The 15,138-nt window shown below is 71.4% G+C and carries 13 protein-coding genes; 12 read left to right on the top strand and 1 reads right to left on the bottom strand.

Annotated elements, in window-relative coordinates; all coding sequences use genetic code 11:
* Positions 1-149 precede the first annotated feature (149 nt).
* The 7 genes from E0F75_RS01675 to E0F75_RS01645 all read left to right on the top strand — a co-directional run bounded on the left by E0F75_RS01675 (position 150) and on the right by E0F75_RS01645 (position 6,243).
* On the top strand, positions 150-830 hold the full coding sequence (locus E0F75_RS01675) for a HemK2/MTQ2 family protein methyltransferase (protein WP_229312428.1): 681 nt from the start codon (positions 150-152) through the stop codon (positions 828-830).
* Complete coding sequence (locus E0F75_RS40315; protein WP_187620600.1) at positions 820-1,122, top strand: CDGSH iron-sulfur domain-containing protein; 303 nt, start codon at positions 820-822, stop codon at positions 1,120-1,122. Before E0F75_RS01675 ends, E0F75_RS40315 begins: the two co-directional genes overlap by 11 nt.
* Positions 1,119-2,192: an iron-containing redox enzyme family protein gene (locus E0F75_RS01665; RefSeq protein WP_187620599.1), complete on the top strand. Its 1,074-nt coding sequence runs from the start codon at positions 1,119-1,121 to the stop codon at positions 2,190-2,192. Before E0F75_RS40315 ends, E0F75_RS01665 begins: the two co-directional genes overlap by 4 nt.
* 91 nt (positions 2,193-2,283) lie before the next feature.
* Positions 2,284-3,651: a mycothione reductase gene (locus tag E0F75_RS01660; protein WP_187620598.1), complete on the top strand. Its 1,368-nt coding sequence runs from the start codon at positions 2,284-2,286 to the stop codon at positions 3,649-3,651.
* Between the two features lie 127 nt (positions 3,652-3,778).
* Positions 3,779-4,267 (top strand): flavin reductase family protein, encoded by a 489-nt coding sequence (locus tag E0F75_RS01655; protein WP_187620597.1) that lies wholly within the window; start codon positions 3,779-3,781, stop codon positions 4,265-4,267.
* 112 nt (positions 4,268-4,379) lie between these two features.
* Complete coding sequence (locus E0F75_RS01650) at positions 4,380-5,345, top strand: LLM class F420-dependent oxidoreductase (RefSeq protein WP_187620596.1); 966 nt, start codon at positions 4,380-4,382, stop codon at positions 5,343-5,345.
* Between the two features lie 58 nt (positions 5,346-5,403).
* Positions 5,404-6,243 carry a class II glutamine amidotransferase gene (locus tag E0F75_RS01645; protein WP_187620595.1) on the top strand — a complete coding sequence of 280 codons (840 nt, stop codon included), beginning with the start codon at positions 5,404-5,406 and terminating at the stop codon, positions 6,241-6,243.
* Positions 6,244-6,337: 94 nt separating this feature from the next.
* Here E0F75_RS01645 and E0F75_RS01640 read toward each other — a convergent pair whose 3' ends face one another.
* Positions 6,338-6,484 carry a hypothetical protein gene (locus E0F75_RS01640; RefSeq protein ID WP_187620594.1) on the bottom strand — a complete coding sequence of 49 codons (147 nt, stop codon included), beginning with the start codon at positions 6,482-6,484 and terminating at the stop codon, positions 6,338-6,340.
* A gap of 346 nt (positions 6,485-6,830) precedes the next feature.
* On the opposite strand from E0F75_RS01640, the gene E0F75_RS01635 reads away from it, so the two are divergent.
* The 5 genes from E0F75_RS01635 to E0F75_RS01615 all read left to right on the top strand — a co-directional run bounded on the left by E0F75_RS01635 (position 6,831) and on the right by E0F75_RS01615 (position 15,119).
* Complete coding sequence (locus E0F75_RS01635) at positions 6,831-7,055, top strand: DUF6458 family protein (protein WP_030319089.1); 225 nt, start codon at positions 6,831-6,833, stop codon at positions 7,053-7,055.
* Between the two features lie 163 nt (positions 7,056-7,218).
* Positions 7,219-7,596, top strand: coding sequence for a hypothetical protein (locus E0F75_RS01630; RefSeq protein WP_187620593.1), 378 nt, complete (start codon positions 7,219-7,221; stop codon positions 7,594-7,596).
* Between the two features lie 380 nt (positions 7,597-7,976).
* Positions 7,977-11,996: a HAMP domain-containing protein gene (locus E0F75_RS01625; protein WP_187620592.1), complete on the top strand. Its 4,020-nt coding sequence runs from the start codon at positions 7,977-7,979 to the stop codon at positions 11,994-11,996.
* A 255-nt stretch (positions 11,997-12,251) separates the two neighbouring features.
* On the top strand, positions 12,252-14,675 hold the full coding sequence (locus E0F75_RS01620) for a SpoIIE family protein phosphatase (protein WP_187621001.1): 2,424 nt from the start codon (positions 12,252-12,254) through the stop codon (positions 14,673-14,675).
* 75 nt (positions 14,676-14,750) lie between these two features.
* The gene (locus tag E0F75_RS01615) at positions 14,751-15,119 is read left to right on the top strand and encodes an STAS domain-containing protein (RefSeq protein ID WP_187620591.1); all 369 of its coding nucleotides are present in this window, start codon (positions 14,751-14,753) and stop codon (positions 15,117-15,119) included.
* Positions 15,120-15,138: the final 19 nt, after the last annotated feature.

The raw sequence follows: 15,138 nt of genomic DNA, 5'->3' as shown, positions 1-15,138 counted from the left end.
CTCGGCGTCACTCCTCGTGTCCGTCCCCTCCGTTCGCGTCGACAGATCGCCGCAGCGCGGATGAGCCGCCCCGCACGGGGCAGTCGCAGGAAGCAGCCGGTCGGCGCCGTCCCGCCCACGATCGGTCCCGTCGACCATGGAGGTATCCCGTGTCCGGTACGGCTCTGAACCTGGGCGCACGGCCAGGAGCGCTGATCGCCCTGCCCGGCGTCTACCGGCCGCAGGCGGACACGCATCTGCTCGCCCACGCCCTGGCTCAGGAGGACCTCGGGCCTGGGACCGAGGTGCTGGAGATCGGTACGGGCACCGGCGCACTCGCCCTCGACGCCGCTCGGCGCCGGGCACGGGTCACGGCGGTCGACGTCTCATGGCCCGCCGTCGTCACCGCCCGGCTGAACGCCCTGCGCCAGAGACTGCCCCTGCGCGTCGTCCACGGCGACTTCGCGGCGCGCAGCGCGGGCCGCCGCTTCGACCTCGTCGTCTCGAATCCGCCCTATGTGCCGGCACCGGAGGCCCTGCTGCCCTCGCGGGGGCCGGAACGGGCCTGGGACGCCGGACCGGACGGGCGAGGCGTCATCGATCGCATCTGCGAGAGCGCTCCGGCGCTGCTGCGGCCCGGTGGGGTCCTGCTCCTGGTGCATTCGCAGCTGTGCGGGGCCCAGGAGACCGTCGACCGACTGGCCGGGGCGGGCATGGCCGCGGAAGTCACGGCCAGGGCCTCGGTGCCCTGGGGCCCGGTCCTGTGCTCGCGCCGGTCCTGGCTGGCGCGGGTGGGTCTCGCGACCGAAGCCGAGGAACGGGAAGAACTGGTGGTCATCCGTGCACGCTGATTCCCGGAACACCCCTGGCGACTCCCGGGACACCCCTGGCGATTCCCGGAAATCCCGCGGCCCGGCCCGCGCGGAGGCACCGGCCCACCGGGCGGCCAAGGACCTGAAGGGACCTGTCCTGGTGGAGGGGCCGGTCGAGATCGTCCTCGACGACGGAACGGTCGCCCGTTCCGAGCGCTTCATGGTCGCCCTCTGCACGTGCCGCCGCAGCCGCATCTACCCGTGGTGCGACACCAGTCATCGCCCCCGCGAGCGCGCCGTCCCGCCCTCCGAGGACAGGAACCCCTCATGACGCCCTCGATCACGAGCACCACGAGCAGCACCGTAGCCACCACGGCCACCACAAGTACCACGGGGCCCCGCCTGGTCGAACCGCGCGGCACGCTGTCCGCCGCCGTCACCGATGCCCTTCGGTCGCACGGTGCTCCGGCGTACCGCCCGGGCGCCGTCCTGACAGCCGACCCCTGGGGCGAGGACCTCCAGCTCGCCCTCTACCTCCTCTACGAGCTTCACTACCGCGGCTTCGACGGGGTGGACGACGACCGCGAATGGGACCCGGAACTCCTCCGGCTGCGCCAGGCCATGGAAGCCCGCTTCCTCCACGCCCTGAGTACCGAACTGTCCGACGCCCCCCGATCGGTCGCGGAGGCCTTCGCCCCGCTCCTCGTCGAGCCACTGGACTCCGTCGGCGGTCTCAGTCGCCACCTGGAACGGAAGGGCGAGCTGTGGCAGGTGCGGGAGTACGCGGCTCTGCGCTCGCTCTACCACCTCAAGGAGGCCGACCCGCACGTCTGGGTGATCCCCCGGCTGCGGGGCCGGGCCAAGGCCGCGATGGCCGCCATCGAGTACGACGAGTTCGGTGCCGGCCGCCCCGACCGGATCCACGCCCAGCTCTTCGCCGACCTCATGGAGGACCTCGGCCTCGACCCCGCGTACGGCCGCTACCTGGACCAGGCTCCCGCGCCGCTGCTCGCCACCGTCAATCTGATGTCCCTCTTCGGGCTCCACCGGTCCCACCGAGGTTTCCTCGTCGGTCACTTCGCCTGCGTCGAGGTGACCTCCTCACCCGGCTCCAGGCGACTCGCCAAGGCGATGCGGCGCTGCGGGGCAGGACCGGCCGCCGAGCACTTCTACGCCGAGCACGTCGAGGCGGACGCCGTGCACGAGCAGGTCGTCCGCCGTGAGGTCATCGGCGGACTGCTCGCGGACGAGCCGTCCCTGGAGGCCGACATCGCCTTCGGCTGCGCGGCCACCGTCCACCTGGAGGACCGCCTCGCGGAGCACATCGGCGCGGCCTGGGGCGAGGGACGCAGCGCGTTGCGCACACCCTTGAGCGCACGGACCCGGGAGGGCGCCGAGTGAGGGCACCGGGGCGGTGGAGTCGATGAACGAGTCCGACGGAGGCCGGTGCGTCAGCGCATCGGTCCGGGAACGAGCCTCGTACGCTGGCCGGATGCGTCACCACGATCTTGTCGTCATCGGTGCGGGATCCGGCAATGCGGTGGTCGACGACTCGTTCGCCGATCTGGACGTGGCCATCGTCGAGGAGCGCTGGTTCGGCGGCACCTGCCTCAACTCCGGATGCATCCCGAGCAAGATGCTCGCGTACACCGCGCAGGTCGCCCGGACCGTCCGGGAGGCCGGGGCGTACGACGTGGACGCCGAGCTGCGAGCGGTGCGCTGGCGCCGGGTGCGCGACCGGGTCTTCGGGCGGCTGGACACCGAACGGGCCAGCGGCCGGCAGGGGCGCGCACAACAGGACTCGGTCACCGTGTACGAGGGCAGAGCCCGGTTCATCGGGCCCAGGAGCCTTCGGATCGAGCGTGAGCACGGGGCCGTCGACGTCAGCGCCGGGCAGATCGTCGTCGCGGCGGGCAGCCGGCCCTCGATCCCCGGGCCGGTCGCGGAGGCGGGCCTGCCGTACGAGACGTCCGACACCATCATGCGGATCGACGCTCCGCCCCGGCGCCTGGCGATCCTCGGGGGCGGATACATCGCCGCGGAGCTGGCCGAGGTGTTCGCGGAGACGGGTTGCGCCGTCACCGTCGTGGAGAAGGAGGAGCGTCTGCTCGGCCCCCAGGACGAGACCGTCGCGGAGCGCTTCACAGAGCTGGTCCGCTCCCGCTACGACCTCAGGCTCGGCCGGGAGCTCACAGGCATCGGCGGACGGCCGGGCGCGCTGCGGCTGAGCCTGGACGACGGATCGACGGTCGACGCGGACATGCTGCTCGTCGCGGTGGGCCGGGCCCCGAACAGCGACCGGCTGAACCTGGAAGCGGCCGGTATCGCCACCCACGACGACGGCCGGGTGCGCGTCGACCGACATCAGCGCACCACCGCCGAAGGCGTCTTCGCCCTGGGGGACATCTGCTCACCGGTGCCCCTCAAACACGTCGCCAACCGTGAGGCGAAGGTCGTCGCACACAACCTCCGTCACCCGGACGACCTCATCGCCGCCGACCACGACCTGGTGCCCGCGGCGGTCTTCACCCAGCCCCAGATCGCCTCGATCGGTGCCACCGAGCAGGACTGCCGCGACAGAGGCGTTGACTACGCCGTGGGCCTCGCCGGCTATGGCGACGTCGCCTACGGCTGGGCGATGGAGGACACCACCGGATTCTGCAAGGTGCTCGCCGAGCCCGGCACCGGGCGTCTCCTCGGCGCCCATCTGATGGGCGCCGAGGCTTCGACACTCATCCAGCCCCTCGTCCTGGCGGCGACGCTCGGAATCGACGCCACCACCCTCGCCGAGTCCCCGTACTGGATCCATCCCGCGCTCACCGAGGTCGTGGAGAACGCCCTGCTCGACCTCGGTCTGTGAGGCCTGCCGCGCCGGGAGAGGGCCCACCGGCCGAGCGACAGGCAGCGCCGGTTTGCCCGCCGACGACCGGGGCAGCCGCCCGACGGGGCCCACTGGACCATGACCATGTGGAACCACAGGAGGCGCCATGACGGACGCGGATCCCTTCACCGACGCACTCGACGGCCCGATGTACGTCGTCACGGCCGCGTCCGGCGGAGAGCGGGCGGGCTGCCTGGTGGGCTTCGCCTCGCAGTGCTCCATCGACCCGCCGAGGTTCGCCGTGTGGCTGTCGGTCGCCAACCACACGTACCGCGTCGCGTGCGGGGCCGAGTACCTCACCGTGCACCTGCTCCACCGGGACGAGCGGGCACTGGCGGAGCTCTTCGGAGAGCAGACGGGCGACCGGGTCGACAAGTTCGCCACGATCGGCTGGCGGCCGGGAGAAGGCGGCAGTCCGATCCTGGAGGAGCTGACCACCTGGTTCACCGGCCGGATCGAGGGGCGTATCGAGGGCGGCGACCACGTGGGATTCCTCCTGGCGCCCGTGGCGGTGTGCCCGCCGATCGAGGGCCCACCGCCCGTGCTGCTCCGATACCGGGAGCTACGGGACCTCGATCCGGGCCACCCGGCCTGAGGCCACGGACGGTGCGGGGCCGGTACCGGGCGATCCGCCCGGTCGGCGCGAGCCGCGCCCCGCCGGGAACGGCCACACGTTTCAGGGACACCGCAGCGGAAAGCCGCCAGACATGGTGCGAATCGGATACACGATGATGACCGAGCAGGCCGGACCCCGGGAACTGGTCGACCATGCGGTGGGAGCGGAGCGGGCAGGATTCGACTTCTCCGTCATCTCCGACCACTCCTTCCCCTGGCTGGCGGCCCAAGGGCACGCGCCCTACGCGTGGAGCGTGCTGGGCGCCGCCGCGCAGGCGACCTCCCGGATCCCGCTGATGACGTACGTGACCTGCCCGACGTTCCGCTACCACCCCGCGGTGGTCGCCCAGAAGGCGGCCACGATGCAGCTCCTGTCCCAGGGGCGCTTCCGGCTGGGCCTGGGGTCGGGCGAGAACCTCAACGAACACATCGTCGGCGCGGGCTGGCCCGCCGCCCATGTCCGCCTGGACATGCTCGAAGAAGCCGTGGAGATCATCCGTTCCCTGTTCGCCGGCGGGTACGTCAGCCACCACGGCCCCCACTTCGACGTCGAGAACGCCAGGATCTGGGACCTCCCCGACGACCCGCCCCCGATCGGGATCGCCGTCTCCGGAGACCGCTCCTGCGAGATCGCCGGACTTCACGGGGACCTGCTCATCGCCACCGAGCCGAGGAAGGAGCTGCTGACCGCGTTCGGCGCGTACGGAGGTGCCGGCAGACCGTGCGTGGGCCAGCTCCCGGTCTCGTACGACCCCGACCGAGCGGCGGCGGTGGCCCGGGCACACCACCAGTTCCGCTGGGCGCTCGGGGGCTGGAAGGTCAACGCCGAACTCCCCGGCCCCGCGAGCTTCGACCAGGCCTCGCAGCACACCAGGCCCGAGGACGTCGCGGATGCCATTCCCTGCGGCGACGACGTGGACGCCTTCGTCGATGCGGTACGCCCCTACAGCGACGCCGGATTCACCGAGATCGCCCTGGTCCAGATAGGCGGCGACCGACAGGAATCCTTCTTGAGCTGGGCGGAGACGAAGCTCCTGCCGGCCCTGCGGGAGCTGTGACCCGTGACAGCGGCGACCGGCGTAGGCTCGGAGCAGGCCTGAAGGAGATGTGGTCCGTATGTGCCGGTGGCTCGCGTACTCGGGTTCGCCACTCCTGCTCGACGCCGTGCTGTACCGTCCGGAGCACTCCCTGATCAACCAGAGCCTCCATGCACGGATGGGGGTGGAGTCGACCAACGGCGACGGTTTCGGGATCGGTTGGTACGGCTCGGACGGCGACGGGACGCCCGCGGTCCTCCGGGATGTCGGACCGGCCTGGAACAACCGCAACCTGCGAGAGCTGGCGTCGCATGTCCGCTCTTCCCTGTTCTTCGCCCACGTCCGCGCTTCCACGGGCTCCGCGGTCCAGCAGACGAACTGCCATCCCTTTCGCCACGGTCGCTGGCTGTGGATGCACAACGGGGCCATCGGGGACTTTCCCCGGCTGCAGCGGGACCTGTGCATGGCCGTCGACCCGGTGCTCTTCCCCTCCATGGAAGGTTCGACGGACTCCGAGGTGATGTTCTACCTGGCCGTCACCTTCGGCCTCGACCAGGACGTCCCCGGAGCGGTCGCCCGTATGGCCGGCTTGGTGGAGCGCCTGGGCGAGAGGCACGGCGTGCCGGAACCCCTGCAGATGACGGTGGCCGTGAGTGACGGAGAGCGCGTGTGGGCCTTCCGCTATTCCAGTCGGGGCAAGGCCCGCTCGCTCTTCTACAGCAGCAGGGCCGAGACCGTTCGGCGCCTTCACCCTGAGCTGGACTACCTGAGGGAGATCTCCGACGAGACCCGCATCGTGGTCTCCGAGCCCCTGGGTGATCTGCCGGGTGTGTGGAACGAACTGCCCGAGGCCAGCTACGCGGTCGTTCCTTCGGGCTCGGCCGCGGACTACGTTCCGTTCTCGCCGAGACTGCCGTGACGCCGCGCGGTGGCGTCGGCGCGCGTGGCGACGCCCCGCGCGGTATGTCGCGCGGGGCGTCGTTCCGCCGGCCGCAGGGCCGGGGGCGTGGCCGTCAGCGGCGGCCGCGCAGCTTGGTGAGGAGGCGCTGCACCTGGGTGCGCCTGCGGGGGTCGGCGGCGGCCCGGCGGACGGACGCCGCCGCGCTACGGCCCTGAGGGCTGTGGGCGAAACGCTTGATACGGGTCAGCAGTGCGCTCATGGGATTCTCCTTGGATCGCAAGGGCGGGACGTTCCTGTGGGGGATCGCCTACCGGAAGAACGCCAGGTAGTGGATTTGCTGCTTGGAACAGCAGATGTCGTACGCCATGGCTGCGTTCCTTCCGTCGAGGGCGAGTGCCACCGGGCTTCGTGCTCTGTCACTCCGTGTTGCCCGTCGCCGCCGTCCCACACCACCCGGATCTGCCGGATCGCGAACCTTCCCCGGTTGATGCGGCCCGCGCACCGGCTTCCTGACGGCGCGACAGGGGAGCGTCAGGGGAGGACGGCATGATCCCTGGAGGGCCGGGTACGCGGACGCTGTCCAACCCGTATGGGAGGGAGCAACCATGGGTCTGGGACTGTTCATCATCATGATCGCCGTCGGCGCCATCCTCACCTTCGCGTCCGACTGGGAGCTCGAAGCGGTCGACCTCGATCTGGTCGGCCTGATCCTCATGGCGGTCGGCTTCCTCGGAACCGCCGTGTACACGAGCGTCCTTCGCCGCCGCCGGATGGTGGTGCCGCCCGTGGCGCCCACGGTCACCGACGACGACCGGCGTGACCTGCTCTGAGGCGGCCCGCGCGTTCGGGGCCGTGACGCACACGACGTACAGCGACAGAGGAGTGACGAGGATGACCGACCGCATCTGGTCCTTCAGCACGCAGTCCGGCCGCGCAGCACCACCACCGCGGGGACTCGGGTTTACCCAGGGCGCATCCGGTGAGACGGGCCACATGAGTGCTTCGGACAAGAGTGGACAGAACCCGATCCCCTGGACCGGGCCGTACGTCGTGCCGGACTACCCCGACATGGCGGAGACGTACGACCCCGATACGGCGAAGACGTACGGCCCCGACACGGCCGAGATCTACGCGGACAGGGGGGAGTCGGGTGCCGTGCCGGCCTCGTTCCCCGAGAAGGTCCGTACGGCCGCGCAGGCGGACCGCGGCGCCGGGAACGCGCTGTGGACCGCCGTTCGCGCGAACAAGGCGGTGACGGCGGGTGCCGCCGCAGGCACGGCGGCCGCGCTCACCCTCGCGTACGCCCTGGGGCGGCGGGCGCGGCGACGCGGCCTCGGACCGGTGGCCCTGCTCTTCGAAGGCCGCTTCTGAGGGGGCGATGCTCCCGGCTCTTCCCGGCGGCGCGTACCCGCCGTACCCCCGTACCCCCGTACCCCCGGCATGAACGAGCCCGGCACTCCCCGTTCGGAGCGTGCCGGGCTCGCCCGCGTGCTCAGGCAGGCAGCGCCGAGTCGCCCTGGGGTCCCGTCCTGGGGTCCCGGGTGAGGCGCCCGAAACGCGGGCCGACGGCGTGTTCCGGCCGTATGACGCGGCACCGCCCTCCTCTTGTCGATCACGGAGGGGTAGTGTCGTCATCATTGCCGTACGGCAACGATCGCGGCCGGACTCGTCCTGGGGGAGCGGGCGTCCGGCTTGGTGACCGGGGTCGAACGGTCCGTAAGAGGAAGCTTGTTGCGGAACGAGGATGGGGCATGTCTGAGACGACGACCGAAGGCTCCTCGACCCGGGTACTGCCTGGGCCGGCCGCGGTGGGCGAGCCCGAGCTTCGACAGCTCCTGGCCGGACTCACGGCGGTGCGGGACGGTGACTTCGGTACCCGGCTGCCCGACCAGGCGGACGGCCTGATGGGCGAGATCTCCATGGTGTTCAACGGGATGGTCGACCAGCTCTCCCTGTTCACCTCCGAGGTGACGCGGGTCGCCCGCGAGGTCGGCACCGAGGGGACACTCGGCGGGCAGGCCGCGGTGCCCGGCGTCTCCGGAACCTGGGCCGACCTCACCGACTCGGTGAACGCGATGGCCGGCAACCTCACCACCCAGGTCCGGGACATCGCCCAGGTGGCCACCGCGGTCGCCAAGGGAGACCTCTCCCAGAAGATCGACGTGGATGCGCGCGGCGAGATCCTGGAGCTCAAGAACACCATCAACACGATGGTCGACCAGCTCTCCTCCTTCGCCGACGAGGTCACGCGTATGGCCCGTGACGTGGGCACGGAGGGCATCCTCGGCGGACAGGCCGACGTGAAGGGCGCTTCCGGCACCTGGCGCGACCTGACCGACTCCGTCAACTCCATGGCGGGGAACCTGACCGCTCAGGTGAGGGCGATCGCCCATGTCGCCACCGCGGTCGCCAACGGCGATCTGTCGAAGAAGGTCGACGTCGACGCCCGCGGCGAGATCCTGGAGCTGAAGACGACCATCAACACGATGGTCGACCAGCTCTCGGCGTTCGCCGACGAGGTGACCCGCGTCGCCCGCGAGGTGGGCACCGAGGGCAACCTCGGTGGCCAGGCCACCGTCCGGGGCGCCTCGGGCACCTGGAAGGACCTGACGGACAACGTCAACGTGATGGCGTCCAACCTCACCGGGCAGGTGCGTTCGATCGCCCAGGTCGCCACCTCCGTGGCCCGCGGCGACCTCTCCCGCCGGATCACCGTGGAGGCCAAGGGCGAGGTCGCCGCGCTCGCCGACACCATCAACACCATGGTGGACACGCTGTCGGCGTTCGCCGACGAGGTGACCCGCGTCGCCCGCGAGGTGGGCACCGAGGGCCGGCTCGGCGGCCAGGCCCGGGTGCCGAACGTGGCCGGCACCTGGAAGGACCTCACCGACAACGTCAACTCCATGGCGAACAACCTGACCGGGCAGGTCCGGAACATCGCCCAGGTCACCACGGCCGTCGCCAACGGCGACCTCTCCAAGAAGATCGACGTCGACGCCCGCGGCGAGATCCTCGAACTCAAGACGACCATCAACACGATGGTCGACCAGTTGTCCTCCTTCGCCGCCGAAGTGACCCGCGTCGCCCGTGAGGTCGGCAGCGAGGGCCGGCTCGGGGGACAGGCCGAGGTCGAGGGCGTCTCCGGCACCTGGAAGCGGCTGACCGAGAACGTCAACGAGCTGGCCGGCAACCTCACCCGCCAGGTTCGCGCCATCGCCGAGGTCGCGAGCGCCGTCGCCGAGGGCGACCTGACCCGCTCGATCACCGTCGAGGCCTCGGGCGAGGTGGCCGAGCTCAAGGACAACATCAACGCGATGGTCGGCTCGCTGCGCGAGACGACGCGGGCCAATCAGGAACAGGACTGGCTGAAGTCCAGCCTGGCCCGGATCTCCGAACTGATGCAGGGCCACCGGGATCTGGCCGTCGTCGCCGATCTCGTCATGGACGAGCTGACCCCGCTCGTCGCCGCCCAGTACGGCGCGTTCTACCTGGCCGAGGAGGGGGCGGGTGGCGTCGAGCTCGGCCTTGTCGGCTCCTACGGCCGACCCGCCGGGGACCAGGGACGGGACCGTTTCCGGCTGGGTGAGTCACTGGTGGGACAGGCCGCCCGCGGCCGCCGCACCATCGCCGCCGAGAACGTCCCCGCCGACTACGTCACGATCTCCTCGGGACTCGGCAGCACGGCCCGGGGCAGCCTCGTGGTGCTGCCGGTCGTCGTCGAGGACCAGGTGCTCGGCGTCATCGAGCTCATGTCCTTCAGCCCCTTCACCTCCGTGCACAGGGACTTCCTGGAGCAGCTCATGGAGACGGTGGGGGTCAATCTCAGCACCATCGTCGCCAACGCCCGTACCGACGAACTCCTTGACGAGTCCCAGCGGCTGGCGGGCGAACTGCGCTCGCGCACCGAGGAACTCCAGGTGCAGCAGGAGGAGCTCCAGCGCTCCAACGCCGAACTGGAGGAGAAGGCGGCCCTGCTCGCCACACAGAATCGCGACATCGAGGCGAAGAACCTGCAGATCGAGCAGGCGCGGCAGGAGCTAGAGGACCGTGCCCAGCAGCTCGCGCTGGCCTCGACGTACAAGTCCGAGTTCCTGGCGAACATGAGCCACGAACTGCGCACCCCGCTCAACAGCCTTCTGATCCTGGCCCAGTTGCTGGCCCAGAACCCGACCCGCAATCTCACGGCCAAGCAGGTCGAGTACGCCGGCATCATCCACTCCGCCGGGTCCGACCTGCTGCAGCTCATCAACGACATCCTCGATCTGTCCAAGGTGGAGGCCGGGAAGATGGACCTCAACCCGGAGCGCGTACCCCTGCGCAGGCTCCTCGACTACGTCGAGGCCACCTTCCGCCCCCTGACCTCACAGAAGAGCCTCGCCTTCTCGGTCGCCACGGCCGCCGGTGTCCCGGTCGACCTGGTCACCGACGACTCCCGGCTCCGGCAGGTGCTGCGGAACCTGCTCTCGAACGCCGTCAAGTTCACCGAGCACGGCAGCGTCGAGCTCCGCATCGAACCGGCGGCGGACGACGAGCTCCCCGTGTCGGTCCACCGGGGCGGCCCCGTCGTCGCCTTCCGCGTGACGGACACCGGCATCGGCATCGCCACCGAGAACCTGGAGGCCATCTTCGGTGCCTTCCAGCAGGCCGACGGGACGACCAACCGGAAGTACGGGGGCACCGGTCTGGGCCTCTCCATCAGTCGCGAGATCGCGTATCTTCTCGGCGGTGCCCTCACGGTCACCAGCGTGGCCGGCGAGGGCAGCACCTTCACCCTCTACCTGCCCGTCACCCGCACCGACTTCACGGAGAAGCCCGACTCCGCCGCCCGTCCGGTGGAGGCCACCGAGGTCTCGGCCCCGGCCCTGGGTGCCGCTCTCGCTCCGCTCGCCGGGCCCGGGGCGGCGGCGGCCCGGCCGGCGCGGCGGCTTCTCGTGATCGAGGAGCGCCCGCGCGGGCTCCTCGCCGTCGTCGCCGAGAACGCGGTCACGCAACTCTCCGCCGACGGGGGGCACGCCGAGCGGACGGACATCGAACTGATCGCGGTCGTCGGCCCTCAGGAGGCGGCCACCGCGCTCGCCACCCAGCCGTTCCACTGCGTCGTGCTCGACGTCGACATGGCGGACGGCGACGCCCTGCGCTTCCTGGACGCCATGGACGGCGACGAGGCGTTGCGTACCGTTCCGGTCCTCGCCCACAACAACCGCCGGCTCCCCGCCGACGAGGAGGGCGCCCTGCAGGAGCTCGCCCGCCGCCGTCCGCTGGAGCTCCTCTCCAGTCTCGACGAACTGCGCGAGCGGATCGCTCTGCACCTGTCCGCGGAGCAGCCCGGTGACGTCGTGCCCCTGGTCCGCGGGGACCACTGGGCCCCGGCACCCCCTGCCATCGACACCACGCTGCACGGCCGGACCGTCCTCGTGGTCGACGACGACGCCCGTAACCTCTACGCCCTCAGCGGCATCCTGGAGCTGCACGGCGTCACGGTGCTGCACGCCGAGAACGGCCGGAAGGGGATCGAGACGCTCCTGGCGAACCCGGCCGTGTCCCTCGTCCTGATGGACGTGATGATGCCGGAGATGGACGGCTACACGGCGACGGCACGGATCAGGCAGCTGTCGCAGTATGCGGAACTGCCCGTGATCGCGGTCACCGCCAAGGCCATGCCGGGCGATCGCGAGAAGAGCCTCGCGTCGGGCGCCAGCGACTACGTGACCAAGCCCGTCGACGCCGACGAGCTCATCGCCTGCGTCGGCCGCTGGCTGAACGATGGGTAGTCCCGCGACCGTCCCCGTCGGGCCGTGCCGCACGCCACGGCGAGTCCCGCGCCGTTCCGGCGCACCATGTCCCCGTCCGCGCGGCGGCCGCGAGGCCGTCCTGACCGAGGAGTCGCCGACGTGAGTGGCCCCCGCTTCCGGGACGGAGACCCGTCTGCCGGGCTTCATGGGGAGGGTGATCCGGCGCCCGAGGTGCCTGAGGTGCGCGAGGTGCCCAAGGTGCCTGAGGTGCCTGAGGGGCCTCAGGCCTCCGAAATGCCCGAGGCGCCCCAGGCCCCCGAAGCGCCCGCCTGCGTCCCGGGCTCTCCTCCCGCCGACCGTGAACGCCCGTCGACGCGGGACGACTTCACCGACGGCCGACTGGCCGCCACGGTGGAGCGGCTGCGCGGCGAGGTGCGCGCCGCGCACGCGGCGACCGAGGGGCGCGCCCTGATCGAACTCGCCAAGGGAGTCCTCGTCGAGCGTCTGGGCTGCGGCCCCGCCCAGGCGGCGCGGCAGCTCGCCGAGCTCGCCGACCGGGCCGGGCTCTCCCGACTGGAGCTGGCCGCGGACATCATCAACCAGGCGGCCCGGGACCGGGTCGCCGAGGTCGCGGACGAGTTCGTGAGGACGACCATCGGCGAGCCCGGCACCGCCGGGCCCGCCGCCTCGGTCGCCGTGCGTCTGCGTACGGCGGAGAGCGCGGCGCTCAGCGCCGGCGACACCCAGGCCGTCGCCGATTCGCTGCTCGCGCACGCCCTCGAACCCCTGGGCGCCGTCGCCGTGGCGATCTGGACCACCGGCCCGGACGCGTCGCTGAGCCTGCGCGGCCACGCCGGGTTCGGCCCCGACGAGGCGGCCCGCTGGCACTACGTACCTCCGGGGGTGACCACCGCGGCCCGACAGGCGCTGACCGGCCGCCGCACCGTCTGGTACCCCTCCCTGGCTGCCGCGGGCGTCCCCTCGATCGGCCGCGCGCGCCACCCCGACGGAGGGCGGGTCGTCGTCCCCGCCGGGACCGGCGGCCGCATCCACGGCGTCCTGGAGATCTGCTGGGACCGTCCGCTGGACCCCCAGCCGCAGGCCGTGGAACGCCAGATCGAGGCACTCGCGGAACTCTGTGCCCACACGCTGGAGGCACTGCCCGAACAGGCGACCCCGGCGCGCTCCCTCGTCCCCGCCGGGGACGGATCACTGGACTTGGCCGAACTCTCCGACGGGCTCTACGACCCCGCCCTCGTCCTGACCCCGCACCTGGACGAGGCGGGGAGGCTCGCCGACTTCCGTATCCGGCACGCCAACGCGCACTTCCAGGACCCGGCGGGCCGGCCCCGCGGCGCCGTCGACGGAGCGCTGCTCCTGGAGGCGTACCCCGCGACGGCCGACGAGAGTGAACTCTTCGATCGGATCGAGCGGGTCTACGCCACCGGCGAGCCCTTCCGCGCCCGCCGCACCCGGCTCACCGCCCTGGTGGACCAGGTGCCGCTCACCTCGCTCGCCGACATCAGCATCAGCCGGTACGGAGGGAGCGTCCTCCTCATCTGGCGCGTCGAGGACGAATCGGCGCGCCTGGCCAGCCTGTTGCAGCACGCCCAGCGTCTCGGCCGGGTCGGCGCCTTCGAGGAGGACGCCCTCACCGGAGAGATCACCTGGCACGGCCAGCTCTTCGAGCTCTTCGGCCGTCGGCCGACGGAGGCGCCGGTCGCCCTGCGCGACCTGACCGGCCACGCCCACCCTGACGACTCCGGCACCATCCGGCAATTCCTCCAGACGGTGCTGCATCAGAGGCAGGTGGGCTCCGCGGCCTTCCGCATGCTGCGACGCGACGGGGTCACGCGTCACATCCGGGTCACCGCCGAACCCGCTCTGGGAGTCGACGGCGGCCTCGAGACCGTCCGGGGTGCCTACCAGGACATCTCGGCGCAGCACTGGACCGAGGTCGCCCTCACGGCCACCCGTGACCGGCTGGCCGCCACGGAGGAGGCCGCCGAGGAACGCAACCGGCTCACCCTCCAGCTCCAGCACGCCATCATGCCGCCGGTCAAACCGCCGCTCGACGCGCCGGCCCTCGACGTCGCCGTGCGCTACCGCCCGGCCGAATCCGAGTCCCTGGTCGGCGGCGACTGGTACGACGCCGTCGTGCTGCCCTCCAAGAAGGTGCTCCTGTGCGTCGGGGACGTCGCGGGCCACGGAGTGGAGGCCGCCACCGGGATGGTGGTCCTCCGCAACGCCCTCCGCGGCCTCGCCGTCACGGGCGCGGGGCCGGGACAGCTCCTGTCCTGGCTCAACAGCGTCGCCCACCACCTCACCGCCCATCTCACCGCCACCGCCGTCTGCGGGATCTTCGACCCCGGCACCCGCACGCTGCGATGGGCCAGGGCGGGGCATCTACCGCCGGTGCTCGTCCGGGGGAACGAGGCGGTCGACCTGCCGCTCCTGCGAGGACTGCTGCTGGGGGCTCTCGCCGAAGCCGAGTACGAGGAGGCGGAGCTCCGGCTCGAACCCGACGACATCGTGCTGATGTACACCGACGGTCTCGTCGAACGGCGGGACACCCCCGTCCAGGACTCCGTCGCCCAGCTGCTCGCCGTCGCCCAGCTGCCGTCCGACAGTCTCGAACAGCGGCTGGACCAGGTGCTGGCGCGCAGCAAGTCGGACACGGACGACGACACGTGCGTGGTCGGTGTCCAGGTGTCCTGATCGCGGGCTGTCCGCCGACGGCCTTCCCCCGGTCCGGCCGCCCAACGACCTTCCCCCACCCGGAAAGCAGGGAACATGCCCGAGCGAGAACCGAACCTGGATGTCGACGTCGAGATCCGCGACGCCCGCACGGCTGTGCTGTCCGTGGGGGGTGAGCTGGACATGGAGACAGCCGGCCGGCTCGACGACCACCTGGCGGAACAGCTCAGCCAGGGCCGGCACCATCTCGTCCTCGACCTGTCCGCGCTCGGCTTCATGGACTCGTCGGGCCTGAACGTTCTCATCAGGTCGGTTCACAGGGCACGGGAGGCCGGCGGAGACCTGTATCTCGCCGCGCCGAACTCGGCGGTGCGACGCATCCTGGAGATCACCGGGCTGACGACGACGCTCCCGCCGCACGACCGCGTGGCAGAGGCGTTGGCCGCGGCCGGCGGCGCGAGATAGCGGAAAGGGGGCGCGGTTC

The sequence above is a fragment of the Streptomyces sp. CB02980 genome, assembly GCF_014451325.2.
In the GTDB taxonomy this organism is placed as follows: domain Bacteria; phylum Actinomycetota; class Actinomycetes; order Streptomycetales; family Streptomycetaceae; genus Streptomyces.
This window is presented reverse-complemented; position numbering and strand designations above follow the sequence as displayed.